Annotated in this window: 20 protein-coding genes; 12 read left to right on the forward strand and 8 right to left on the reverse strand. The window is 51.8% G+C overall.

Annotation, left to right across the window (positions count from 1 at the left end):
• Positions 1-15: 15 nt before the first annotated feature.
• Positions 16-777: an ABC transporter permease gene (locus Kalk_RS10545; RefSeq protein WP_101894210.1), complete on the reverse strand. Its 762-nt coding sequence runs from the start codon at positions 775-777 to the stop codon at positions 16-18.
• Entirely contained in the window at positions 774-1,712 is a 939-nt protein-coding gene (locus tag Kalk_RS10550; protein ID WP_101894211.1) for an ABC transporter ATP-binding protein, read from the reverse strand. The genes Kalk_RS10545 and Kalk_RS10550 overlap by 4 nt, the downstream gene beginning before the upstream one ends.
• 201 nt (positions 1,713-1,913) lie before the next feature.
• Between Kalk_RS10550 and Kalk_RS10555 the strand changes: the two genes are divergently transcribed.
• The 5 genes from Kalk_RS10555 (at position 1,914) to Kalk_RS10575 (ending at position 6,938) form a co-directional block, all read left to right on the forward strand.
• On the forward strand, positions 1,914-2,828 hold the full coding sequence (locus Kalk_RS10555) for an alpha/beta hydrolase (RefSeq protein ID WP_101894212.1): 915 nt from the start codon (positions 1,914-1,916) through the stop codon (positions 2,826-2,828).
• 71 nt (positions 2,829-2,899) lie between these two features.
• Positions 2,900-4,753 (forward strand): putative nucleotidyltransferase substrate binding domain-containing protein, encoded by a 1,854-nt coding sequence (locus Kalk_RS10560; protein WP_101894213.1) that lies wholly within the window; start codon positions 2,900-2,902, stop codon positions 4,751-4,753.
• Between the two features lie 2 nt (positions 4,754-4,755).
• A complete protein-coding gene (locus Kalk_RS10565) occupies positions 4,756-5,382 on the forward strand; it encodes a 3'-5' exonuclease (RefSeq protein WP_101894214.1) in 627 nt (208 codons plus the stop codon).
• An 83-nt stretch (positions 5,383-5,465) separates the two neighbouring features.
• The gene (locus Kalk_RS10570) at positions 5,466-6,320 is read left to right on the forward strand and encodes an LEA type 2 family protein (RefSeq protein ID WP_158643432.1); all 855 of its coding nucleotides are present in this window, start codon (positions 5,466-5,468) and stop codon (positions 6,318-6,320) included.
• Positions 6,321-6,359: 39 nt separating this feature from the next.
• On the forward strand, positions 6,360-6,938 hold the full coding sequence (locus Kalk_RS10575; protein ID WP_101894216.1) for a PhnA domain-containing protein: 579 nt from the start codon (positions 6,360-6,362) through the stop codon (positions 6,936-6,938).
• On the opposite strand, the gene Kalk_RS10580 is transcribed toward Kalk_RS10575, so the two are convergent.
• A complete protein-coding gene (locus Kalk_RS10580; protein WP_101894217.1) occupies positions 6,935-7,585 on the reverse strand; it encodes a 2OG-Fe(II) oxygenase in 651 nt (216 codons plus the stop codon). The two genes, Kalk_RS10575 and Kalk_RS10580, sit on opposite strands and share 4 nt — an antisense overlap.
• Positions 7,586-7,679: 94 nt before the next feature.
• Complete coding sequence (locus Kalk_RS10585) at positions 7,680-9,173, reverse strand: cellulase family glycosylhydrolase (RefSeq protein ID WP_101894218.1); 1,494 nt, start codon at positions 9,171-9,173, stop codon at positions 7,680-7,682.
• A gap of 195 nt (positions 9,174-9,368) precedes the next feature.
• On the opposite strand from Kalk_RS10585, the gene Kalk_RS10590 reads away from it, so the two are divergent.
• Positions 9,369-9,836 (forward strand): YehS family protein, encoded by a 468-nt coding sequence (locus tag Kalk_RS10590; protein WP_101894219.1) that lies wholly within the window; start codon positions 9,369-9,371, stop codon positions 9,834-9,836.
• Positions 9,837-9,847: 11 nt separating this feature from the next.
• Here the strand turns inward: Kalk_RS10590 and Kalk_RS10595 are convergent, their stop codons facing one another.
• The gene (locus Kalk_RS10595; RefSeq protein ID WP_158643433.1) at positions 9,848-10,702 is read right to left on the reverse strand and encodes a helix-turn-helix domain-containing protein; all 855 of its coding nucleotides are present in this window, start codon (positions 10,700-10,702) and stop codon (positions 9,848-9,850) included.
• A 149-nt stretch (positions 10,703-10,851) separates the two neighbouring features.
• Between Kalk_RS10595 and Kalk_RS10600 the strand changes: the two genes are divergently transcribed.
• The 4 genes from Kalk_RS10600 to Kalk_RS10615 all read left to right on the forward strand — a co-directional run bounded on the left by Kalk_RS10600 (position 10,852) and on the right by Kalk_RS10615 (position 17,075).
• Positions 10,852-11,508: a hypothetical protein gene (locus Kalk_RS10600; protein WP_101894221.1), complete on the forward strand. Its 657-nt coding sequence runs from the start codon at positions 10,852-10,854 to the stop codon at positions 11,506-11,508.
• Positions 11,509-11,588: 80 nt separating this feature from the next.
• Positions 11,589-15,110 (forward strand): PAS domain-containing hybrid sensor histidine kinase/response regulator, encoded by a 3,522-nt coding sequence (locus Kalk_RS10605; RefSeq protein WP_101894222.1) that lies wholly within the window; start codon positions 11,589-11,591, stop codon positions 15,108-15,110.
• Positions 15,111-15,229: 119 nt separating this feature from the next.
• Positions 15,230-16,021: an SDR family NAD(P)-dependent oxidoreductase gene (locus tag Kalk_RS10610; RefSeq protein ID WP_101894223.1), complete on the forward strand. Its 792-nt coding sequence runs from the start codon at positions 15,230-15,232 to the stop codon at positions 16,019-16,021.
• Between the two features lie 13 nt (positions 16,022-16,034).
• The gene (locus Kalk_RS10615) at positions 16,035-17,075 is read left to right on the forward strand and encodes an alpha/beta fold hydrolase (RefSeq protein ID WP_158643434.1); all 1,041 of its coding nucleotides are present in this window, start codon (positions 16,035-16,037) and stop codon (positions 17,073-17,075) included.
• 52 nt (positions 17,076-17,127) lie between these two features.
• Here Kalk_RS10615 and Kalk_RS10620 read toward each other — a convergent pair whose 3' ends face one another.
• Both Kalk_RS10620 and acs read right to left on the reverse strand, forming a co-directional pair.
• On the reverse strand, positions 17,128-17,805 hold the full coding sequence (locus tag Kalk_RS10620) for a response regulator transcription factor (RefSeq protein ID WP_101894225.1): 678 nt from the start codon (positions 17,803-17,805) through the stop codon (positions 17,128-17,130).
• 91 nt (positions 17,806-17,896) lie between these two features.
• Positions 17,897-19,816, reverse strand: a complete 1,920-nt coding sequence (gene acs / locus Kalk_RS10625) for an acetate--CoA ligase (RefSeq protein ID WP_101894226.1) — start codon at positions 19,814-19,816, stop codon at positions 17,897-17,899.
• A 166-nt stretch (positions 19,817-19,982) separates the two neighbouring features.
• On the opposite strand from acs, the gene Kalk_RS10630 reads away from it, so the two are divergent.
• Positions 19,983-21,197 carry a DcaP family trimeric outer membrane transporter gene (locus tag Kalk_RS10630; protein WP_233716612.1) on the forward strand — a complete coding sequence of 405 codons (1,215 nt, stop codon included), beginning with the start codon at positions 19,983-19,985 and terminating at the stop codon, positions 21,195-21,197.
• A gap of 56 nt (positions 21,198-21,253) precedes the next feature.
• Here the strand turns inward: Kalk_RS10630 and panP are convergent, their stop codons facing one another.
• Complete coding sequence (gene panP, locus Kalk_RS10635; protein WP_101894227.1) at positions 21,254-22,927, reverse strand: pyridoxal-dependent aspartate 1-decarboxylase PanP; 1,674 nt, start codon at positions 22,925-22,927, stop codon at positions 21,254-21,256.
• Positions 22,928-23,335: 408 nt separating this feature from the next.
• Between panP and Kalk_RS10640 the strand changes: the two genes are divergently transcribed.
• The gene (locus Kalk_RS10640; RefSeq protein WP_101894228.1) at positions 23,336-23,626 is read left to right on the forward strand and encodes a DUF2782 domain-containing protein; all 291 of its coding nucleotides are present in this window, start codon (positions 23,336-23,338) and stop codon (positions 23,624-23,626) included.
• The last annotated feature ends 207 nt before the right edge of the window (positions 23,627-23,833 follow it).

Here is a 23,833-nt window from a genome sequence, read left to right on the forward strand (position 1 = left end):
GTTTGTGACGGGCTACTACGTTTTCAGGCGATAGCCGGTTTTAAAAATCCACCATACTGCACCAAGGCACAGCAGCAAAAACAACGCAGTCATCCCCAGACTGACCACCACATTCACATCCGCCACGCCATAAAAACTCCAGCGAAAGCCACTGATCAGATACACCACCGGGTTAAACAGCGTAATGGTTTGCCAGATTGGCGGCAGCATACTGATGGAGTAAAAACTCCCACCCAAAAACGCCAGTGGCGTAATCACCATAAGGGGGATCAATTGCAGTTTTTCAAAGCTGTCCGCCCACACGCCGATGATGAAACCAAACAGGCTGAAGGTAATGGAAGTCAGAATCAAAAAACCCACCATCCATACAGGGTGATCAATGTGATAATCGACAAAAAAACGCGCCGTCACTAAAATCAGCGCCCCCACGATCAGCGACTTGGTGGCAGCCGCCCCCACGTAACCCATAACAATTTCTACAAAGGATACCGGCGCCGACAGCACCTCATATATGGTGCCGGAAAAGCGCGGAAAGTAGATACCAAATGAGGCATTGGAAATACTTTGGGTTAGCAGAGTAAACATTACCAACCCTGGAATAATAAATGCGCCGTATTCGATTCCATCGATGGCCACCATGCGTGAGCCGATGGCTGAACCAAACACGATAAAATAGAGTGACGTCGATAGCACCGGTGATGCAATGCTCTGCATCAACGTGCGCCAGGTACGGGCCATTTCAAATTTATAGATGGCTCGAATTGCGTAGAAATTCATGCTTGCTCCTTTCTCGATTCGTGCACCAGGTTCACAAATATTTCCTCCAGCGAGCTTTCACTGGAATGCAGATCCCGAAAATCAATACCGTGCTGGTTAAGGCGTCGCAGCACTTCGGCAATACCGGTCTGCTCACTCTGCACATCAAAGGTGTACGTCAGGCTACTGCCATCATCAGATAGTGCCAGCGGATACGATGCCAGCGCTTCCGGGATCGTCTCAAGGGGTTGCTGCAAATAAAGGGTAAGCTGCTTTTTACCCAGCTTATGCATCAACGCCTGTTTTTCTTCCACCAGTACCAATTCGCCTTTATTGATGACGCCGATTCGATCCGCCATCTCTTCCGCTTCTTCGATGTAGTGAGTGGTTAATATGATGGTTACACCCTGGCTGCGCAGCTCCCGCACCATCTCCCACATATCACGACGCAGTTCAACATCAACCCCTGCCGTGGGCTCGTCCAGAAACAGAATCTTCGGCTCATGTGATAACGCTTTGGCAATCAGCACGCGCCGTTTCATTCCACCAGACAGCTCCATAATACGGTTGCCGCGCTTATCCCACAGCGACAAGGCCTTCAGCACTTTCTCAATGTGCGCATCATCGCGCGGCTTGCCGTACAAACCACGACTGAAGGACACTGCATTCCATACGCTCTCGAACGCGTCGGTGGAAAGCTCTTGCGGTACCAAGCCGATAATAGAACGGGCAGCACGGAAATCTTTCACGACATCAAAGCCGTCGGCCAGCACCTGACCAGAACCAGGATTTACAATACCGCAGATAATGCTGATCAACGTGGTTTTACCCGCACCGTTGGGGCCAAGCAGGGCGAAAATTTCGCCACGCTGAATATCCAGACTGATATCCTTCAGTGCCTGAAAACCACCTTCATACACCTTGGAAAGATTGCGAACAGAAATAACAGGTTGCACGGTGTCTCCCTTCTTGAATGTTATGTGGCGACCATCACCAACCTTGGCAAGCCTAACAGAGCACCCTAAAAATCGACAGGTGCATTTGTGACAAGACGCCTTGCAAAAATCAGGCGCTATGGTCAAGGATTCGGCACCTCCTGCCATGTTAGGATTCCCTGCATATTTACTCAGTTGCGCACACAGTGCCCGGAATCAACCATGACCAACCAAACCACACAATGGACTCGACAAGATATCCGTTTTGCAAGTGATGACAGTTTCTGCGCTGGCTGGCTCTATCTACCATCCGAAGGCAGCAAGCCCAGGCCTGCTGTGATTTTGGGGCACGGTCTGGGTGCCCTGAAGGAAATGGGGCTGGAACCCTATGCCGAAGCCTTTGCCAATGCGGGCTATGTCGTGGTGGTGTTTGATTATCGCCATTTTGGTGAAAGTGGCGGCAAGCCACGGCAATTGTTGGATATCAAGCATCAGCTCACTGACTGGAAGGCAGCGCTGGCCTATGTGCGGGCACTGGATCAGGTAAACCCGGAGCAGGTGGCCATTTTCGGCAGCTCGTTTGGAGGTGGTCACGTGATCATCACCGCCGCCGAAGACGCTAAAGTGGCAGCGGCTATCGCACAATGTCCATTCACCAATGGTATTGCGTCCGCTTTTACTCTAGGCCCACTGGGTTTGGCCAAGGTGGGGATGTTATCCGCGATGGATACGGCAGGCAGCCTGCTTGGACTGAAACCCGGCATGATCAACTTGGCAGGCCCACCTCATTCCGCTGCACTGATGAATGCACCCGATGTGGTTTCCGGATACCAGGCCATGGTGCCTGATGGCTTGCAACATGGGGACAAAGTCGCCGCGCGTGTAGGGCTTGCCATCAGCCGACACTTTCCAGGCCACTATGCCAAAAAGGTACGCTGTCCAATTCTGTTTGCAATCTGTGAGCACGACACAGTGGCCCCGGCAGGCCCCACTATTCGCTACGCCAGGCAAGCACCCAAAGGTGAGCTGGTGAGCTATCCCATCGGGCATTTTGATATCTATCTGGGTGAGGCATTCGCCAACGCAATTGCCGACCAATTAGCGTTTTTACAGAAACATGTGCCGGTTACGCCATAACCCACCAAAGTCTAATCGCCGTTAAGTGGCTGATCCGCTAAGCTAAACAGATAAACACTGCGGTGATTCACATGACTAACGACCCTAATCAGCCGGAAATACAGGCCGTCGCGGATTTTCTGCGGGCCTGTTTACCCTTTAGTGAGCTGCCTGAACCTGCCCTGCAACAAACTGCCCGGCACATCCAGATCACCTATGTGCGCGCCGAGCAGCGCTTCAATGCCGATAAGGACGATTACGCCTTGCGGATATTGCGTTCTGGCGCAGTGGAAATTCGCAGCAGCACCAACCAACTGATGGATAAACTGGGAGAGGGGGAAAGCTTTAACATCCACGGTTTGAACGTGGGGGATGAAGGCGTGTTCGCCAAAGTCATCGAAGACAGCCTGATCTACAACCTGCCTCGCGTTCACTACGAAAACCTGCGGGCCGAGTTTCGCGATTTTGATCGCCACTTTCACAGTCAGCGCAGTCGTCGCTTGCGTCGGGCGGCGCGGTATCAACCCAATACCAATATGATGCTGCTACCCATCGAGGGCCTGATCAGTCGTGATCCACTTAGCCTCAGTGCCGACACCACGCTGCAGCAAGCTGCCGTAGCCATGTCCGAACGCCGTGTTTCTTCAGTTTTGATCATGGATGAAGACGCATTACAAGGCATAGTGACCGACCGGGATCTACGCACCCGCGCCATCGCCAAAGGCCTGCCTTTGGACACCCCATTGGCGCAGATCATGACACCACAACCCCAAAACATAGACATTAGCGCATCGTTGTTTGATGCCATTCTGCAAATGACTCAGCAAGGTATTCATCATCTGCCGGTGATGCAAAATAACCAGTTGGTCGGCATCCTTACTTCGTCCGATCTGATGCTGGCCCGCCGTGACGACCCGGTGTACTTAGTGCAACATCTGTCGCGACAGACCGACACAAACGCTATGCGGGCGGTCATCGACACTTTGCCCAATCTGTTGGTGGAAGTGATCAAAGGCGGCATGCGCGCACATCAAATCAGTCGGGTTTTGACTGCCATCAGTGACACCCTTTGTTGCCGACTGATCGAACTGGCAATTGAAAAGCTGGGGCCAGCCCCGGTGCCATTTTGCTGGTTGGGATTTGGGTCTCAGGCCCGAGGAGAACAGCTAATCGGCGCGGATCAGGATAACGGGCTGCTCATACACGACAGCGCCACAGAACTGGATCTAACCTGGTTCCAAATGCTGGCGGATTTTGTGTGCGATGGTTTGAATGAGTGCGGCTATCCCTACTGTAACGGCAAAGTCATGGCCACCACTGATTCCTGGCGACAGCGCTTGCAGGGCTGGAAGGATACCGTCGATCACTGGACCCGCACCCCCACACCGGATGCGGTCATGCGTGTATCTATATTCTTTGACCTGCGCGCTGTGTATGGTGATCAAAGTCTTTGCCAACAGCTGCAGGCTCATATGCTTAAACGCACGCAGAAAGACACCATATTCCTGGCAGCGCTGGCGGCAAATGTGTTGGAGCAAACTCCACCGCTGGGTCTGTTTCGTCGTTTTGTGGTGGAGCGCAACGGTGATCACCGAGATGAGTTCGACATCAAGAAGCGGGGCATCATGCCCATCGTGGATTTGGTGCGTATTCAATCATTGGCCCATGGCGTGGCTGCCGTCAACACCCGCGAGCGTTTGCAACAACTTATGTTAAAAAAAGTATTCACCATTGCCGATGGCCGTAACCTGCAGGATGCCTTTGATAGCATTCAACAACTACGGGTAGAAAACCAGAGCCATCAAATTGCTAACGGCAATCAAGCCAGTAATTATATCAATCCTAAAGATCTGCCCGAGCTGGAACGCAAACATCTGAAAGATGCCTTCAGAGTTGTGCACGATTCCCAGGAAGCCCTGCGCAGCCGCTATCGACAAGGCATGTGAAGATGAAACGAGTGTGGTTGGCCTTACAGCGACGCTGGTGGCAACATAAAACCCACTACGCTCCACTTAAGGCACTGCTGTCTGAACCTCTTTCCCGCACAGAATTTGCCGACACCCGCTATGTGGTGATTGATCTTGAAACCACAGCCCTTGACGCCGGTAAGGGTGAAATCGCCAGCATTGCCTGGGTCGTCATCGAGGGCGGCGCCATTCATTTGAGTCAGTCACGCTATTATCATGTGGCGCTGGAGAAAGGAGTGGGGCAAAGCGCAGTGTTCCATCACCTTACGGATACCGATTTAATGCAGGGGGTTCCTATTGAGATCGCCATGTCTGCTTTATTGGCCGACCTCCCCGGCAGTACGTTGGTGTTTCACAATGCCCAATTGGATATGAGCTTTATCAACAAAGCATGTCGTTCCCTGTGGGGGGCACCACTGCTGCTGCCGGTTGAAGATACCCTGCAACTGGAGCATAAAAAGCTTTCCCGCCAAACCGAGATGGTTCGGCCTGGGGCGCTACGCCTGTTTCAATGCCGACAACGATACGGCCTGCCGGATGTCAGCCTGCATGACGCTTTAGGGGATGCACTGGCGACCGCTGAATTATGGCTGGCAATGAACGGCTGATCTGTGTATTGCCGCGCAAATGCCTATACAATAGCCACATCACTACCGCCCTCTACACCCATATCGCTCAACCGAGGTTTTTTATGTTGCACCGCTGCCGCTCCCTTGTAATAACGCTGTTTGCTCTGCTGTCTATCTTGAGTGGTTGCGCACAGCTAAACAGCAACGCCTTCAAAAGCGTAGTGAAAGAACCCACCGTAAAAGTGCAAAACATATCGGTGAGCCACGTAAATCTTGATTCCGTCGGCCTGAATCTAACCATGAATGTATCGAACCCTAACAGCTACAGCCTGGCCCTGGCGGGTTATGACTATCGCATTCGTTTCAACGATCGGGAGCTGGTTAAAGGCAGTACCGATAAGGGGTTCAGTGTACCCGCCAAGCAGTCCAGCGTGGTGCAGGTGCCTTTCACCATCGGTTTTAGCGAGGTGATGCAGCTGCTGGATTCAATGGGTGACAGCAACATTCTGCGCTATGAAGTGGATGCGGACATGCGGCTGGACGCACCGGTACTGAACTTGTTCAATATCAAAAGTCACAAGAAAGGTGACATCGCCATTCCACAATTGCCAGAGGTGTCTTTTGGCGATCTGAAAGTCAAAAGTCTTAACTTTACCCAGGCCAGCTTTGAACTGGAAATGAACGTGCGCAACCCCAATACGTTCGGCGTGGATTTGAGAGATATCAATTATCAGTTCAGCATGGGCGGTCAGAAATGGTTCGATGGCCGCATCGACCAGACTGTGAGACTAAGTGAAAAACAAACCACCACCGTAAAAATACCGGTTACTGTCAGCCTGATGAAACTGGGGAGCGGCGCATTAAATGCGATTCGCAGTGGCGACTTCAGTGATTACGCACTGGATGCCAATTTCAATGTGGACAGCTCCTACCCCGCCCTCAACAACCTGAACATTCCCATTCACTATGCCCCCTGAGCCAATACCGGCCAGCAGACATATATAAAGGCATTCACTATGAGCACCGAACAAACCTTGCTACAACGTTGCGATCACAAGTGCGAACTCTGTTCCGCCGACACCGCCTTGGCAGTCTTTGATGTACCACCGGATGCCGATGGCAGCGCCGATCGTTGCGTCATGATCTGCGACACCTGCCGCCAGCAGATCCAGCAACCAGACAGCATTGACCCCAGCCACTGGCGCAGCCTGGGTGACAGTATGTGGAATCCAACCCCAGCCGTTCAGGTCATGGCCTGGCGTCAACTGAAAACCCTGTCGGACAAAGGGGAAGTGTGGGCTCAGGAACTGCTGGATATGCTGTATCTGGAAGAGGATGTACAAACCTGGGCAGCCGCCGGCATCACCGAATCAGACGATCGCGCACCTACATTGGACAGCAACGGCACCCCCTTGCAAGCTGGCGATACGGTTACCATCATCAAAGATCTGGATGTAAAAGGCGCTAATTTTACGGCGAAACGGGGCACCGCCGTACGCAATATTTCCCTGACCGATAACCCAGAGCACATCGAAGGCCGGGTCAACGGTCAACGTATTGTATTGCTGAGCTGCTACCTGAAAAAATCCAGCTAGATCGCCACACCACTGCTCACCCGAAACCAGCCTGCGATACTGTAGCGGCTGGTAACGGCGGGCAGCACTTCATGGGGAAACTCTTCGCTCATAAAAAACACCGTGGTTCCCATGGTCGGCAATACTCGTCGCAGCTGCGCCCCGGATTCATCATACAGCACCAGCTCTCCGCCCCAGTCCGACTGCCATACAGGGTTCAGGTATGTCACGCTGGTGACTACACGATTGCGCTGACCTTTAAGGGCATCCACATGGGTGCGATAGAAATCACCGGCATCGTAACGGGCATAATGGGCTTCAAATTCCTGTAGGCCAAGATACAGGCTGCGGTTCAATTGCTGCCTGATCTGATCCATACGCGCCAGGTATTCTGCCTGCAACGGCGATTGTCCTGACAACCAACGGGTTTTGTCGCGGCGAACACGGCTATTACGCTGCTGATCATCGGCTCGACCGATACTGGCTGGCGTCAGATCATTGCGATCCGATACCTCCTCATACAATTCCTGAATCAAGCGCGGGCTGAACACCTGCTCCGTGATCATCCAGCCGCATTGGGCAAGCGCATCCGGCAACGCTTCCGTCAACACAACATCAACAGGCTGCAACAACTCAACAGGTGTTACGGGTGTTTCATGGTACTGCATGTGAACTCGCCGATATGACAGGGGGGTGACGTTGTCCCACAGTCACATCGACAAATACAGCAAAGGATTTTGTTAGTCACATATACGGATACCGTCAGAGCAGCGGACTATCCAACGGCGGCGCAATGAACAGCTCAATGCCCCCCGGCTGACCACCGTCGCAGCTCAGATGTAAGCCGCGTCGCCGACACTGGGGCGCTACCCAGACCGCATCGGCACCAGAAGCGTCCACAGGTAATAGCTCAATCTGAAACCCCTGCTCCCACCATTGGGGCGGTATAAACAGCTCGGTTGCTCCACGTTCTGGTTGATGTTGCCAGTGATAATACAAACCTTCTGCACTGAGCCGAAACGAAACCGGCACCCCTGAGGTGGCCGCCGGGTATGGCCGCACAGCAAAGTTATCCCGCAACGTTAGATTGTCTGCGCCAGCAGCTTGGTACCCGGTAATACTGAGGTCTTCGTGATTCCAGCCATCTTTAGTGTCGGGATGCCAGTTGGGGGTGTAGTTCCAATGAGCGCTGGAAGCCAGCCTGTCATCCAGCCAATCATAGATCTGATCAATATAAGCCGAGCCACCACGGGTACCGGCCGGGGCACCAAATTCACCCAGCATCATAGGTACATCCCACGCCTCGGCCTGCCGCCACATCACATTCAAGGGCCCAACGGAGCTGTTCCCCAACCACCATTTCAGCGTAATCATAATGGGATCGTAATAGTGCGGCGCGTAAGCAAAGTTATCCAGCCCCGGCCGGGGAATCCGATTGGGGATCAGGCCGGATGACAAAAAAGCGTGGGGTGGCACAAACAGCATGGCCGACGGATCCTGCTTACGAATAACCCGCCCTGCATCTTCATACAACGACAGCAGTTCCGAATAGGTGCCCCAGGGCTCATTAATCACATCGTAGCCAATCACATTGCTGTGCTGCGCCATGCGGTTGGCCACCCGCTCCACCATGGCCAGAAAACGGCTGCGAGCGCCTTCGCTATCCCGGTGAAAGTGATGCCAGGCACGATGATGGCCCCAGTCAAACAGCATGCGGGTACCCCAGGATTCGCAGGATTGATCATTACGGGGTTCCCGCAGACGAATCGAGGAATGCACTGCCCAGGCCGGAAAGCCCTCTCCACACCCGCCAGTGCTAAAGCGGGAAAAGGCATCCTGATGAAAATCCACAATCACGTACAAGCCGCGTTCGGCAGCCCAGGCCGTTACCTGCTCATAGTACTGCAGATACGCCTCCTCGTATTCACAAGGTAACGGCTCAAAGGCCTCCCAGGTGAACAACAGCCGCAACGTGTTCAACCCCCACTGGGGCAACGGATCCAGTTGGCTGGCATCGGTCACACCGATAAAAGGTGGTACCTTGGAATCGCCGGACACATTAATGCCCCGCAGAATCACCACCCGGCCCTGACTGTCCACAAACGTCTGACCCTGAACCTGCACTTCAGACAAGCGCGTCGACGCTGCCGGCTGCGGGGGCTCGCACTGTGCCGCCCATACAGACCCCGACCCAACCAACGCAACAAAACCGAACAGGGCCGAAAACACCGATGCCGATCGATACCATCTACTCATAACCAACCTCTTGTTTTAATTATATTTTTATTGTCAGAGGTTTGGACAGCGCTGCCAGAAACAAGCACCAAACAGAACCATAGTGCCAGATCAAATAATAAAGTACAGCCCCATTTGCACTCGCCATGGTGTGGATCATTTACTTTAGACAGACAGACTTGTAACCTCGCCCCCCTGAATCACAGGAATCCCCATATGAACCACAACGAATTAATACGTAACCTGCGCAAAGCGCTGGCCGTGAATGAAAACGGTTTAGCGGAGATCTATGCCCTGAGCGGCCAGACCATGAGCCCGGAAGATCTGAAAAGTCGCCTGAAGCAGGAAAACGAGCCGGGGTTTGTTGCCTGTGAAGAATCCGTGGCCGCCACCCTGCTGGAAGCCATGATCCTACACCTGCGAGGTGCCAAAGAAGGTGCCGAGCCACCCACACCGCAGGTGCCTCTGAGCAACAATCGCACCCTGAAGAAACTGCGCATCGCCTACGATCTGAAAGACGAAGATATGCACGCCATATTTGCGACAGAAGGTGAAGAGCTGGGGAAACAGGAACTTAAATCCCTGTTCCGCAAAGAAGGTAACAAAAACTATCTGCCTTGCTCGGACAAACTACTGCGCACGTTTTTGAAAGGCCTGATAAAGCGCGCACGATCTAGCGACTGATTAAACCCGCACTAGTTAAAACATCGTACGCGCCTGAATTTACGCGGGTTATTACGCTCGGACAAACTGATCCCGAACATATCCGAATACACCCGATAGAAATGGGATACATCATGGAATCCCAACTCATGGGACGCGGCAGTAACGGTGTAATCCCGCTGCGTGATCAGGTTCAGTGCCCGCCACAGGGCAGCCTGCCTGGCATACTGGGACACAGTACAGCCTGTCGTTTCTTTAAACAGATGCCGAAAACGGTCCGGGGACAGATTCACTGCTTTCGACAGCACATCCAGACAAATGCTCGCCAACGGCAGCTCTTCGATGATATTAAGTGCCTTGATAATACGAGGATCATACTCCAAGGGTGAAAGCTGGGTGCCCGTCACCAAAAACACCGCCGACTGCATAATCTCCACCAACTCATCACAACCAAGGGAGCCATCCTGTCCGCCAATCAGCCGCGGGATCAAAGCGCTGAACTGATCAACATCCAGCTCTTTAACCGGGCTGCCTCCCAGGAACTGATCAAGCGCCTCGAACTCCGCCATGACCGGAGAGAAATCCAAAATAGCCACATGAGCGTCCGGCCCGGAGATATTACATAGCCCGGCATCGGGCCCCACCAGCAGAGCCTCGCCCGCAAGGACACCGCCACCCTCGAATTCCAGCGTGACCGGCTTTTTACAGCCAATCACTAAACGAATGGATCGGCGTTTGTGAGTTTTATCACCAGGCCCGATCTCGAGGCTGGGCGCCAACAGTAATATGCTGCGGGAGCGGTAATAAACCACGCCTTCGAATTCAGTGTCACCTTGAGCTTTGATGCTGGGTATGGCCATAACGTTCTTATTAGTATTGGTGGTCACAGGTGTAATCGTGATCTAATACCATACTAAAATTCTGCATCGATGCGAATGTAAACCCTACGTAGAAGACGGTTTTCAATGCAGCTTAGCCGATTGATACAATAATTTGGCCGCAAGCAAACCCTACCAACCCCATAACGGATGTGACTATGATCCTGCGAAGCACCTTTCTCGCCCTGCTGTTTATACTGACGGCCTGCTCCACCACCAAAATGAATGACACCTGGCAAGAACCCGCATTCCACGGTAAAGACATGAAAAAAGTACTGGTGGTTGCCGTGGCATCCAACACCACCAATCGCTTCCTGTTCGAAACCGGCTTCATCGGAGCCCTGGCTGAAAAAGGCATCAACGCCACCGCCAGCTTCACCACTCTGGGGGATGAACTTCCCACCAAAGAAAGCGTAGAAGCCCATTTAAAAACAAGCGATTACGATCACATCATTGTCACCGCCCTAGGCCGGGTGGACATTGAGAAAGACTACGTGCCTGAGCGAGTGCGAACCTATTACACCGGCGCCTATTACCCCCATTGGAGCGGTTACTGGGGCCCCAGCGCTGGCGTGGCAGTGGGTACTGGCGGCGTGGGCTTGAGCACCGGCTACTACGGCGGTGGCTCCGTCACCACCATGACCCGCGAAGCCTACACTGACACCCAAACCAACGTCATCCTTACTACCTCGATTTACGATACCAAAACCGAGCAACTGGCCTGGGTAGGCCGCAGCACCACATTCCAGGTCGGCTCGGTATCGGATATGGCCGACAGCCTGGCCCGACAAATGATTCGAAAAATCAAAAACTAAAGTCGAATAGTTCACGGCGGCGCCATTTGTTATATCTTTAAGGGCAACAATAAAAATGCCCTTAATAAAAAGGCGTCCCCATGTTCTCAGTCTGGACCCTGGCCGGTTTCGCGCTGGCCTACACCTGCTTACTGTTTGGCATTGCCTGGTATGGTGATCGCCGCTCGGCACTGTCCCAACAGGCCCTCGGTAGCCCCTGGCTGTACAGCCTTACCCTGGCGGTGTATTGCACCTCCTGGACCTTCTTCGGTGCAGTCGGGCAGGCCGCCAATTTTGGCTGGGATTTCCTGCCCATCTATATCGGCCCCATGCTGGTGTTCATCATCGGCACCCCGATGCTGTTCAAAATCATCGCCATCAGCAAACAGCAGGGCATCACCTCCATCGCCGATTTTCTAGCCTCGCGCTACGGCAAGTCCCAACCTCTGGCCATACTGATCACACTGGTCGCCATTGCCGGCACTATCCCCTACATTACGTTGCAGTTAAAAGCCGTGACCATGGCGTTCGACAGCCTTACCCCAGGCATCAATACCGATTGGCCTTTGCAAGGCGACAGCCCCATTAACAGTGCCCTGGCGGTGGCCCTGCTGATGGCGATGTTCGCCGTGTTATTCGGCACCCGTCATATCGATGCCAACGAGCACCAAAACGGGCTGATGCTGGCCATTGGCTTTGAAAGCATCGTGAAGTTATTGGCGTTTGTGATTGTGGGCGGCTTTGTAGTGTGGTGGGTGTTTGATGGCATTGATGACCTGTTGGTACAGGTAGAACAAAACGCCGTGCTGCGGGAACGCTTTTCTGCCGACTTTTTTGACCAGGGATTCTTTACCCAAACCCTGCTGGCTATGGCTGCCATTATCTGCCTGCCACGGCAGTTCCATACCACCGTTGTAGAAAACCGCCGCAGCCACGACCTCAACAAAGCTCGTTGGATATTTCCTGCCTACCTGCTGCTGTTCACCCTGTTTGTCGTGCCCATTGCCATGGCAGGCTTGCTGTATCTGCCAGAGCAGAGCACCCAGGCCGACCGCTACATTCTCACTCTGCCCATTCACTTCGATCAGCCCGGTTTAGCTCTGCTGAGTTTTCTGGGAGGTGTGTCCGCCGCCACCGGCATGGTGATCGTATCTAGCGTTGCCCTCAGCATCATGGTGTGTAACGAACTGGTAATCCCCATCTATCTGAACCGAGCCCGCCGCGCCGGGGAACTCCCACGCCAAATCACCCCGCTGGTGCGCAAAATACGCCGCATCTCTATTTTCGTGATCCTGCTACTGGCCTACCTGCTGAACGATGTGTTTGCTCAATTTGGTGCCCTCGCCAGCATTGGCTTACTTTCCTTTGCGGCTGTCATCCAGTTTGCCCCGGTATTGGTTGGCGGCCTGTACTGGAAACAGGGCCACAAGCGTGGCGCAGCCCTGGGCATCCTGTCGGGCTTTTTGGTATGGCTTTATTGTCTTTTGTTGCCAGTGGTACTGCCTGCCCCGTGGGTTGAGTTTCTACAAACAAAAGGCTTGCTTGGCTTCGGCATACTGCGCCCCTACGCCCTGTTCGGGTTGGAAGGACTCGATCCATTAAGTCACGGCGTGTTCTGGAGCCTGGCTGTGAATATTTTCTGCTACGTATACTTTTCCAAAACCGCCCATCACGCGACCATTGATCGCAATCAGGCCATTCTATTTGTGGATGTGCCCACCCATTACGAAAGCCTGCTGGGGCGCTACCATGCCGCACACATTCGCGTTCAAAACCTGCAAGACATCGCGACGCGCTGCCTGGGCCCACACAGCAGCGAACTGGCTTTTGCCCAATACGCGGCCACCCATCAGATCGACCTGGATCCAACCCTGCCCGCCACCGTAGATTTATTTCGCTTTACCGAAAAAATGCTGGCACGAGTGATGGGGGCAAGTTCTGCACGGGTACTGTTAGGCTCAATGCTAAGCCGCCACAACGACAAAAGTGCAGATGCCGTGGCCATGATTGACGAAGCCGCCGAACTGATCCAATTCAATCACCAGCTGCTGCAAACCACGATCGAAACTATCTCCCATGGTATTTGCGTGGTGGACAAACATCTCAACATTGTCGCCTGGAACCGAACCTACATTGAACTGTTTGAATATCCTGATGGGTTGATCCAACTGGGTCGCCCGATTGCCGACGTATACCGCTACAATGCCCGCCGTGACTTTTACCCGGGCGATAACGAAAACGAAAGTGAATACGACCAGGTACAACGCCGAGTCAATTTACTCAAGCAGGGCGGCCCGCATCGATTTGAACGAGAGCTGCCTAACGGCCTGCACATAGAGGTCCGGGGCAACCCCATGCCTGGCGGTGGATTTGTTACCACATTCCTCGACATCACCGAAAGCAAAATGGATGAACGTGCATTACGTCAAATGAATGAAAGCCTTGAGATGATGGTAAAAGATCGCACTCAGGCCCTATCCGAACTGAACGAAGCCCTGCACAAAGCCAACGAAGGCAAAACCCGGTTTCTGGCAGCAGCAGGTCACGACCTCATGCAACCGTTAAATGCTGCACACCTCTTCACCTCATCATTGCAACAGCGTCTGCAACTGAAGAACAACAACCTGCAGTGCGAAGAGGAATTGGAAATACTGCATCACATTGATAACTCCCTGCATGTAGCTGAACATCTGATTAATACCCTGCTGGACATCAGCCGCCTGGATACCGGAACCATTAAGCCCAAACCAACCCCCTTTAATCTGCACTCCCTGCTCACCAGCCTGGCTTCGGAGTTCAATGTTATTGCCGCAGAAAAAGGCCTCCAACTAAAGTGGATGGACTGCAACATCTGGGTACGCAGTGACGACAAACTATTACGGCGTATTTTACAAAACCTGCTGCTAAATGCCGTGCGCTACACGCCTTCTGGCCGCATTCTGCTGGGCTGTCGCCGTCGACCCGGGTATGTGGACATTCAAATTTGGGATACCGGTGTTGGCATCCCCGCCGATCACATAGATCTGATCTTCAAAGAGTTTCATCGCATACGCCACAAAAACAATGATGGCACATTGGACAGCAAAGGGCTGGGGTTAGGGTTAGCCATCGCGCAACGCATCAGCCAACTGTTGGATCACCCGCTTTCTGTCCGATCTATCGTTGGCAAAGGCACTGTGTTTTCCATTCGCGTGCCCACCGCACCCGCCACTCACTCACAGCCACCTGCTGTGCAAACACCGGCCCAATTCAACCCGAACGGCCTGAAGATACTCTGTGTCGATAACGAGCCCATGATCCTTAACGGAATCGACACCTTGCTCAGGCAATGGCGATGCGACAGCTCTTTGGCATCCTCCCTGAAAACAGCACTGCAGCAAGCCAGCACCCTGACCCAAACGCCCGATGCCGTACTGGTGGATTATCAACTGGATGATGAAACCGGCTTTGATGTCATCGATGCTCTGGATGAATACTGGGAGGACGTAGTGCCTGCCATACTGATGACAGCCGATCACTCCGATGCGGTTCGCAAAAAAGCCAAGGAGAGAGGTTACTATTTTTTACAGAAACCAATAACACCAGAAGCATTACAGGCTGCTTTAGAATCAGTGTTAAAGTGAAGGCCCATAAAGCAGATACCAGGCGGACAGCACCCTACAACCCATGTCAAATCTTTACGAGCCTTGAGAAAATATATATAGTGTTTACCCTTCCGTGCACGTCCATTTTGGAGTGACTCATGAACACAAGCGTAGCTTTGATTACAGGTGCGTCATCAGGCATTGGATCTGATATTGCGACAGTTTTAGCAGAACAAAAATACAACCTCATTTTGGTCGCCAGACGCGAATCACGTTTAAAAAGCCTCTCTGAAAGTTTAATCAACAAACACGGCATACAATGTCATTTTATTCCCTGCGATTTAGCTAATACCCATGATCTGGATTCACTTATGGATAATGCTTTTTCTTGGGCTGAAAAGAATAAATTAGTATTGAATACGCTTGTTAATAATGCTGGCAATGGATACTGGGGCGAATTCCATGCGCAGCCAATTGAAAACAATCAGCTCACCATTAACTTAAACATAACCGTTCCCACACAGTTATGTCACCAGTTTATCCAAAAGCGACTGGATCAAGATTCTTCATCTTGGATACTGAATGTTTCATCGTTGTCGGCAATTTTACCGGCCCCTAGATTTGCTGTGTATTCCGGCTCAAAAGGCTATTTGAGGAACTTCAGTGAGGTCCTTTCCTACGAACTACGCAACTCCAAAATATCAGTAACCTGCTCGTGCCCTGGCGGTGTCCTAACTGAATTTATGGATCACTCGGGCCAAACGGTAAAGCGCAATACTGGCATGATGACTTCCCGCGATGTTGCTGAACAAATGGTGCATGCAATGTTTAAAGGCATCACGCTGCATGTCCCAGGCACATTCAACAAACTGGCACGTCTTACCAGGGTATTTCCAAGTTCTATTCGCTCCCTGATTGTCGCACAAAGCATGAATGTATCCGTTGAATAACGGGGGGCTAAAAATGGAACCAACTAAAAATGCTAAACGCTATCAGCACCTATCTGATAACGAATTGAGCGCGCTGAAATTCTGGCAAATAGACGAATCAAAAAGCGATATTCATTTTATCGAAACAGAAGACCATTGGCAGCTTGCCGTTACCCATTACCCACCAAAAGAGAAAAAGTTTCCATACCCCATATTGCTATGCCATGGGCTAGGATCAAACAGATTGGCCTTTTATTCTGAATCTTCGCGTTCATTTGGGCAATATCTTGCCTCAAATGGTTTTGATGTCTATGCCTGCGATCTTCGTGGTCACGGCCTAAGTGAAAAGCCAGGGCGCACCAATGATTTACGTTACAACTGGGGCTTTCTGGAATACGCGACACTGGATATGCCAGCAATCATTGATGCTGTATTGTCTCTTAGCTCTGAAAAACAATGCTGTTTCATCGGTCATAGCATGGGAGGAATCCTGCTTTACTACTTGGCATCCCAAAGTGATGCACGTATCAAGCGAGGCATTACATTAGGATCTTCCCTCGATTACAGCAATACCGGCTCATTGTTCAGGCTGATCGCAACTGCAGCACCCTTAACGCATATTTTGCCTGCAACGCCCATCCACTGGGCTGCCAGAATATCAGGCTATCTAAGTCGATACCACGCTGGAGCCATAGACCCCTTTCTAGCCAATCCCAAAAACATTTCACCTCAAAGCTTTTCCCAATACACACGCACAGCAACCCACCCTGTTAGCTCCCGCGTACTCAGGGATTTAGCCCTTGCCATTACAGGAGAGGGAATGGTCGACCAACAAGGTCAAAAGATTGCGCGCAGCTTGGCAGAAAAGGGGTACCCATTTCCTATTTTGGCTGTTTCGGGCAGCCGAGACCTACAATGCCCACCGGAAGCCGCCCACCGCTTTGGCACCGAGCAAAAAGTATTTGGAAAGGAGTATGGCCAACAAGAAGAGTATGGCCATCACGACTTACTGATTGGAAAAAGAGCCCATCTTGAAGTTTGGCCAACACTTGCTGAATGGTTAGTGAAAACATAGCGTTCTTACTGCATGACAAAGGCAATGCAACACCACTTACAATCCTTTGAATTCACGAATGGGATATATCCCCGCTCGGAAACGATTCCACATCCAGTTTCTGCAATCGAATGACCGCCTGAGTTCGATTGCGCACACCCAGTTTGCGGAATATAGCCGTCATGTGGGCTTTGATTGTCGCTTCAGACACGCTTAATTCATAGGCTATTTGTTTATTAAGCTGGCCTTCTGCCAGCATACCCAATACACGAAACTGTTGTGGCGTCAGAGATGCAATACTGGTTGCCAGATCATGGTCATCTTCATTCAATAACGGATTGTGCTGCGGCAGGATATTCGGAGGCAGACAGCGCTCTCCGCCGCATACTTTTTCAATAGCAGCCACCATGATGTCCATGGATGCTGATTTTGGGATGAATCCATTTGCGCCGAATTCAACCGCTTTATGAATCACCGCTGGCTCTTCAGAAGCGGACACCACCACCAGTGGAATATCTGGATAGCGTTTACGCATGTAGATCAAACCGGAGAAACCATGAGCGCCGGGCATATTCAAATCCAGCAACAACAAAGAGAAGGTTTCGCCTGCCTCCGTCAGCCGCTCTAACTGATCAACGTTTTCCGCTTCAACCACTGAGGCTCCTGGAAAAGCCTGCGTCACCGCCTGTTTCAGCGCCATGCGGAACAGTGGATGATCGTCTGCAACCAGCACATTGCCCTGTAGTGTCATTGTTCGTGTTCGCCGTTGCCTGTGCGCGGGTAATTGTGGGCGCTACAGCAGGCAACGTCAAATGTGTAAAAAAGGCCTGTAACACAGGCCATCAACGATTTACCCTTGAATCCACTAACTGCGGTACCACCGCAGGATCGGCAAGAGTCGACACATCGCCTAACTGATCAAACTCGTTGGCCGCAATTTTCCTGAGTATGCGGCGCATGATTTTTCCAGATCGGGTTTTTGGCAGGCCCGGAGCGAACTGAATCCAGTCCGGCGAGGCCACCGGGCCGATTTCTTTGCGCACCCAATCTCTCAATTCTTGCAACAACTCGTCGGTGGGTTGTATGCCTTCGTTTACCGTTACATACACATAAATTCCCTGGCCTTTGATGTCATGAGGGCAGCCTACCACCGCAGCCTCTGCCACTTTAGCATGGGCAACTAAAGCACTTTCAATCTCAGCGGTACCAAGGCGATGACCAGACACATTAATAACGTCATCCACTCGACCGGTAATCCAGAAATCACCATCATTATCCCGCCGCGCGCCATCACCTGTGCAGTACTTTCCGGGGAATGTGGTGAAATAGGTTTGCACAAAGCGCTCATGATCGCCCCACAGCGTGCGCATTTGACCTGGCCAGCTATCGGTCATTACCAAGTTACCTTCGGCTGCTCCATCAAGCACATTACCATCGTTATCCACCAGTTGCGGGCATATGCCGTAGAACGGCTGAGTTGCAGCTCCTGGCTTAAGCACAGTACTGCCAGGCAAGGGCGTAATCATGACACCCCCGGTTTCGGTCTGCCACCAGGTATCAATCACTTGAGCCTGGCCCGCGCCAATCACATCGTGATACCACTGCCATGCTGCGGGGTTAATGGGTTCGCCTGCCGTTGCAATAATACGCAAACTACGACGACTGGAATGTTCAAACGGTTCGACACCCTTGGCCATAAAAGATCGGATCGCCGTGGGTGCTGTGTACAGTATTGATACGTTATGATCGTCGATCACCTTACCCAAACGAGTTTCATCCGGGTAATTAGGCAAGCCCTCACACATCACCGCCGTCGCCCCATTAGCCAGCGGCCCATATACCAGATAGGTGTGCCCGGTGATCCAGCCGATGTCTGCGGTACACCAATACACATCACCAGGCTGATAATCGAAGACCTGCTCATGGGTATAAGCGGCATACACAAGATAGCCACCGCTGGAATGTAAAACACCTTTGGGCTTACCGGTTGATCCCGAGGTGTACAAGATAAACAAGGGATCTTCTGCGTTCATTTCCTCTGCTGTACAGTCCGCGCTGGCAGCACGGGTTGCAGTTTCATAGTCCACGTCACGATCATCATGCCATTGCACGTCACCACGGGTGTGACGCACCACCAGCACGTGTTCGACGGTATTAATTCTGGGATGGGCCAATGCCGCATCAACGTTGTGCTTTAACGGGATCGGGCGAGCACCACGTAGCCCTTCATCTGCCGTAATCACAAGCTTCGCACCACAATCCTCGATTCTGCCCGCCAATGCTTCCGGCGAGAATCCACCAAACACTACCGAGTGAATGGCACCGATTCGGGCACACGCCAACATTGAGAATACGGCCTCCGGAATCATGGGCATGTAGATCATTACCCGATCACCTTTACCCACACCCAAAGACTTCATCGCGTTAGCCAAGCGGCATACTTCGTCGTGCAGTTGTTGATAGGTGACTGTGCGTGGTGTGCCGGGGGTATCCGGCTCCCAAATGATGGCAGTCTGACTGGCTCGTGTCGCCAAATGTCGATCTATACAGTTGCTGCTGACATTGAGGGTACCATCTTCAAACCAGCGCACATGGACATCCTTGGGATCGAACGACACGTCCTTCACTTGAGTAAACGGTTTGATCCAATCAATACGCTGCCCTACTTCACGCCAAAATTCATTAGCCTGACTAACGCTGCGCTCATACTGTTGCGAATACTGCAGATGCCTGGAAGATTGGATTGACTTGACCGTGCTCATACTAAACCCCACTTTAATTCAATGGATCCAGTCTGCCCTACTTAGACTCTGGCGAGAATTAGACTTTGGTCGAGACTTCGACGTTTGGCTAATACTCACCTTGATATTTTTGTTACAGCCTTGTCATCAGTAGTACACATAACAAACAGGATAAACAGGTGACACAATGACGCTACGACCATTTACCGCTGCTTTGGTTTCTGCCGGAATGCTTTCTTCCCAAGTCATGGCCAATGAAGTGAATCAACGAATCGAAAAGCTGGAGCAGGAAATCAACGCTCTTAAAACTCAAACCACTCACCACAATACCAGCACCAAATCGAATAACAGCGCAGTAACACTGGGCGGCTACATCAAGTTCGACGGCATCGTCAGCGAATACAGCGACGGCCGCAATGCTACATCAGGTATCGGTGAGGATTTCCTGGTAGTGTCCACCATCCCCACCGGTGGTGAGGCCGGTGATCCGCAAACTCATTTTTCTGCCAAAGAGTCCCGCCTTTGGGTAAAAGGCCAAACGCAAACTGACGCAGGCCTGATCAAGGGCTACATTGAAGTTGACTTTCAAGGCAGCAGCCAGGGTGATGAGCGCATCAGTAATTCTTATTCACCCCGCATACGCCATGCTTATTTCAGCTGGGAAAACTGGCTCTTCGGTCAAACCTGGTCCACATTCTTTAACGTCAGCGCGCTGCCCGATCTGCTGGACTTCGTTGGACCGGTGGGCACCATTTTTGTTCGCCAGGCACAAATTCGCTATAGCAGCGGTGGATTTCAGTTCGCTGCCGAAAACCCTTCCAGTACACTGTATAACGATGCGGCCTCATCGTCTGACGATAACCAGGTTCCCGACCTCATCGCCCGGTACAATTTCGGCAGCGGCAACACCAACTACAGCGTTGCCATTATGGGCCGAGAGCTGGCCTACGATACCGGCACCGACATTGAGAGTGAATTCGGCTATGCCGCCAGCTTCGCCGGTAAAGTCGCTGTCGGTGAAAGCGGTGATGACTTGCGCTTTATGCTGAACGCCGGTAATGCCTTGGGTCGCTATATGGGTTTGAACGCTTTTCGCGGAGGTTCAATCGAGACAGACAGCAGTATTGAACTGGTCGACCAATGGGGGGTGTTTGCCGCCTATCGCCATCTCTGGAATGAGCAGTGGCGATCCAGTTTTTCCCTCTCTGCAGCACAGGCAGACAACCCGGCATCCGCTGGCAATGCCGCCAAACAGTACGAAACCGTCCACGCCAACCTGATCTATAAACCGGTGGCAGCGCTGGATATAGGGGGCGAGATGATTGTGGGCAACAAAGAACTTGAAGATGGCACGGACGGCGCGGTTAATCGTCTGCAGTTTTCAGCAAAATACACGTTCTAACCGAAACAACAGAGCGCAAAACCCTTGCGCTCTGTTCCGCACCCAGGCTTGATCGATCACATCGCCTGCGCGCGCACCGCCTGTGGTGATTCGCACAACTGATGCAATTCAGCCATGCATTCTTTGCAGGCTTTACTGGCCGTGATCTCTTTCTGTTCAGCCAGCACATCCTGCAGGATATCGTAACTGGTGAGCGGGTTTGCCAACACAACGCGAAAAACAACCGTACGACGGCGATCGTATTCCTGTGGCGTTAATGTGGTACGGGACACAAACGACTTACCCCGAGCACGCTGATTTTTTTGAATTCGTTTGGTGAGGCGGTTCAACACTTCGTGAATCTGATCAATCTCTTCCACGCTGGCATTTGCGAGTTTGTCCTTCACAAACTGGGGCACAAAACGATAAGTAAGAATATTCAGTTCAGGCTCGGTGATCAGTTCAAAATCCTGTTCCGCCTTGATCATATCGGCAAAGGTGCGGGCTTTCTCAATACCTTGCTCAATCAGAATCTCATAACCACTGCGACCGATAATTTTCAAACCGGAATGCAGCAACATGGCAATACCAGGGCGCGAGCCTTCCAACGTATACGCACCCAGGTCACGGGAACCTTTACGGATAATGTAATCAGCGTGATGTTCAATGGACGACACCAGGGCCGGATCTTTGAAAATCACCATACCGGCCCCCATGGGCACGTACATCTGCTTGTGAGCATCGATGGTGACGGAATCCGCTCGCTCAATACCTTTCAATATATGAGCATACTTGTCAGAAAACAGGGTAGGGCCACCCCAAGCAGCGTCTACATGAAAATGACAACCAGCCTCCTCGGCAATATCCGCCATCTGATCCAACGGATCCACGCTGCCGGTTTCTGAAGTGCCTGCCACTCCCACCATTCCAATGATGGCGACGTTGTCCTGCTTTAACTGCTTAACGGTTGCGCGCAACTCGTCCAGCTGAATTTTATTACGCGCATCCGCCTTGATGCTGATCAACGAGTCACGACCAATACCTAATACGTCTGCGGCTTTGCCCAGTGAATAATGGCCTCGCTCCGATACCAAGATGGCAGCGCCGCTGTAGCCGTAATGCTTGAGCGCACCAAACAGCCCTGCACGCTGAATACCGGCGAACCCGGCTTTTTTGTCACGATCAAATCTGCAGTTGCGGGCAACCCAAAGGGCCGTCATGTTGGCAATGGTTCCACCAGAGCAGAATGAACCCAGTGAATATCCCGGCTGGTGCATCCATTTGGTATAGAACCCATCATCTTGCTTGTATATAAGCCGATGTATCATACCCAACACCTGACGCTCCATAGGCGTAAACGCTTTGGAGGTTTCGATCTTAACCAGGTTCTGATTCAGGGCAATCATAATGCGGGACAACGGCATCATGAAGTAGGGCAGGGCCGAGGTCATGTGACCAATAAAACTGGGCGACGCGGTATGCACAGACTGCGCAACCAGTTTATCCATCAGGAAATCCGCCTGATCGGATACAAAGATCGGCTTCTCGGGGATAACAGAGTCGGAGAAATCTTTTTGCAGTTCGGTGAGATCTTTTTCAACAGCAACTATATGTTCCTGCAGGAACCCTGCAAGATTCTGGGAAAGCTTCTGATCGATGTTACCCAGTGTCGTACCTGGTGCCTCTGGTACCGTAAAAATACGATACATGGCTTCCATACTGGCATCGGCATATCGCGGTTTATTCGTCATACGGCTGACCCATGTTTACGGCTGACCCCATGTTAAAGGTGAAACACAGCCCTAAAGTCGTGCTTATAGAAGGGCGATAATTTAACCATAAAGTCACACTTCACGATACCACTTCTACCAAACGCTCGCTTGAATTCCGTAATCGTCTGATTTAAAAGACAATATCACCTTTTACCTGAACAAAACCCCACTGACTAAATGGTCAAAAACGCAGCAAAAGTAAACACCAACACAATCTTTGTTTAACAGTATAAGCACTGTACCTCGATCTGCACCACATTGTTAACGACACAACTCTATCTCATAATCATCAATACAGCCATGGATTGCTCCTCTTGCTCACCCTTTGTGTCACTCACAAATACGCTATAGACTAATTCGGCATACAACTTTTTATTGAGAACCAAGATGAAACAACTGCTAGCATTATGCCTGATCGTGTTACCGCTTTCCTTACATGCAAGAGTGGAACCACGTGAAGGCGAAGAAGCCATCACGCCGGAGCCCATGGTTACCATCGTGGACGATCATGACAAGGTAATGCATATCCACCAAATCAACGGTAAGGTTTACGGTGTGAAAGTCATACCCAAAAACGGCGCCCCCTATAACCTGGTAGATCCCAATGGCGAAGGTCAGTTTATCCGTGATTCTGCCGACCGGATACTGGTGCCGGAGTGGGTGTTGATCTCCTGGTAGCCGCGCTGCTCGGTAAATGCCTTCTGGCTGGGAGCGTCAGATTCTGCGCTCCTGGCCTGCCTGTTACACACCTCCCTTGCTTCATTTCCACTCAGCCCAAATACCAGCGCGCCCGCGTCCAACTTATATTCCACGCAGAGCCGAACGAGACAGGTTTACTTTGGTAACAAGGCATACCACTTTGGTTCTACTCCAAATGGCCGTATT

The sequence above is a fragment of the Ketobacter alkanivorans genome (assembly GCF_002863865.1).
In the GTDB taxonomy this organism is placed as follows: Bacteria; Pseudomonadota; Gammaproteobacteria; order Pseudomonadales; family Ketobacteraceae; genus Ketobacter; species Ketobacter alkanivorans.

Excerpts from the sequence above, each read along its gene's own strand:
- Kalk_RS10545 (WP_101894210.1), bottom strand. The coding sequence starts at position 777 with ATGAATTTCTACGCAATTCGAGCCATCTATAAATTTGAAATGGCCCGT.
- Kalk_RS10555 (WP_101894212.1), top strand. The coding sequence starts at position 1,914 with ATGACCAACCAAACCACACAATGGACTCGACAAGATATCCGTTTTGCA.
- Kalk_RS10560 (WP_101894213.1), top strand. The coding sequence starts at position 2,900 with ATGACTAACGACCCTAATCAGCCGGAAATACAGGCCGTCGCGGATTTT.
- Kalk_RS10565 (WP_101894214.1), top strand. The coding sequence starts at position 4,756 with ATGAAACGAGTGTGGTTGGCCTTACAGCGACGCTGGTGGCAACATAAA.
- Kalk_RS10570 (WP_158643432.1), top strand. The coding sequence starts at position 5,466 with ATGTTGCACCGCTGCCGCTCCCTTGTAATAACGCTGTTTGCTCTGCTG.
- Kalk_RS10575 (WP_101894216.1), top strand. The coding sequence starts at position 6,360 with ATGAGCACCGAACAAACCTTGCTACAACGTTGCGATCACAAGTGCGAA.
- Kalk_RS10580 (WP_101894217.1), bottom strand. The coding sequence starts at position 7,585 with ATGCAGTACCATGAAACACCCGTAACACCTGTTGAGTTGTTGCAGCCT.
- Kalk_RS10585 (WP_101894218.1), bottom strand. The coding sequence starts at position 9,173 with ATGAGTAGATGGTATCGATCGGCATCGGTGTTTTCGGCCCTGTTCGGT.
- Kalk_RS10590 (WP_101894219.1), top strand. The coding sequence starts at position 9,369 with ATGAACCACAACGAATTAATACGTAACCTGCGCAAAGCGCTGGCCGTG.
- Kalk_RS10600 (WP_101894221.1), top strand. The coding sequence starts at position 10,852 with ATGATCCTGCGAAGCACCTTTCTCGCCCTGCTGTTTATACTGACGGCC.
- Kalk_RS10605 (WP_101894222.1), top strand. The coding sequence starts at position 11,589 with ATGTTCTCAGTCTGGACCCTGGCCGGTTTCGCGCTGGCCTACACCTGC.
- Kalk_RS10610 (WP_101894223.1), top strand. The coding sequence starts at position 15,230 with ATGAACACAAGCGTAGCTTTGATTACAGGTGCGTCATCAGGCATTGGA.
- Kalk_RS10615 (WP_158643434.1), top strand. The coding sequence starts at position 16,035 with ATGGAACCAACTAAAAATGCTAAACGCTATCAGCACCTATCTGATAAC.
- Kalk_RS10620 (WP_101894225.1), bottom strand. The coding sequence starts at position 17,805 with ATGACACTACAGGGCAATGTGCTGGTTGCAGACGATCATCCACTGTTC.
- acs (WP_101894226.1), bottom strand. The coding sequence starts at position 19,816 with ATGAGCACGGTCAAGTCAATCCAATCTTCCAGGCATCTGCAGTATTCG.
- Kalk_RS10630 (WP_233716612.1), top strand. The coding sequence starts at position 19,983 with ATGACGCTACGACCATTTACCGCTGCTTTGGTTTCTGCCGGAATGCTT.
- panP (WP_101894227.1), bottom strand. The coding sequence starts at position 22,927 with ATGACGAATAAACCGCGATATGCCGATGCCAGTATGGAAGCCATGTAT.
- Kalk_RS10640 (WP_101894228.1), top strand. The coding sequence starts at position 23,336 with ATGAAACAACTGCTAGCATTATGCCTGATCGTGTTACCGCTTTCCTTA.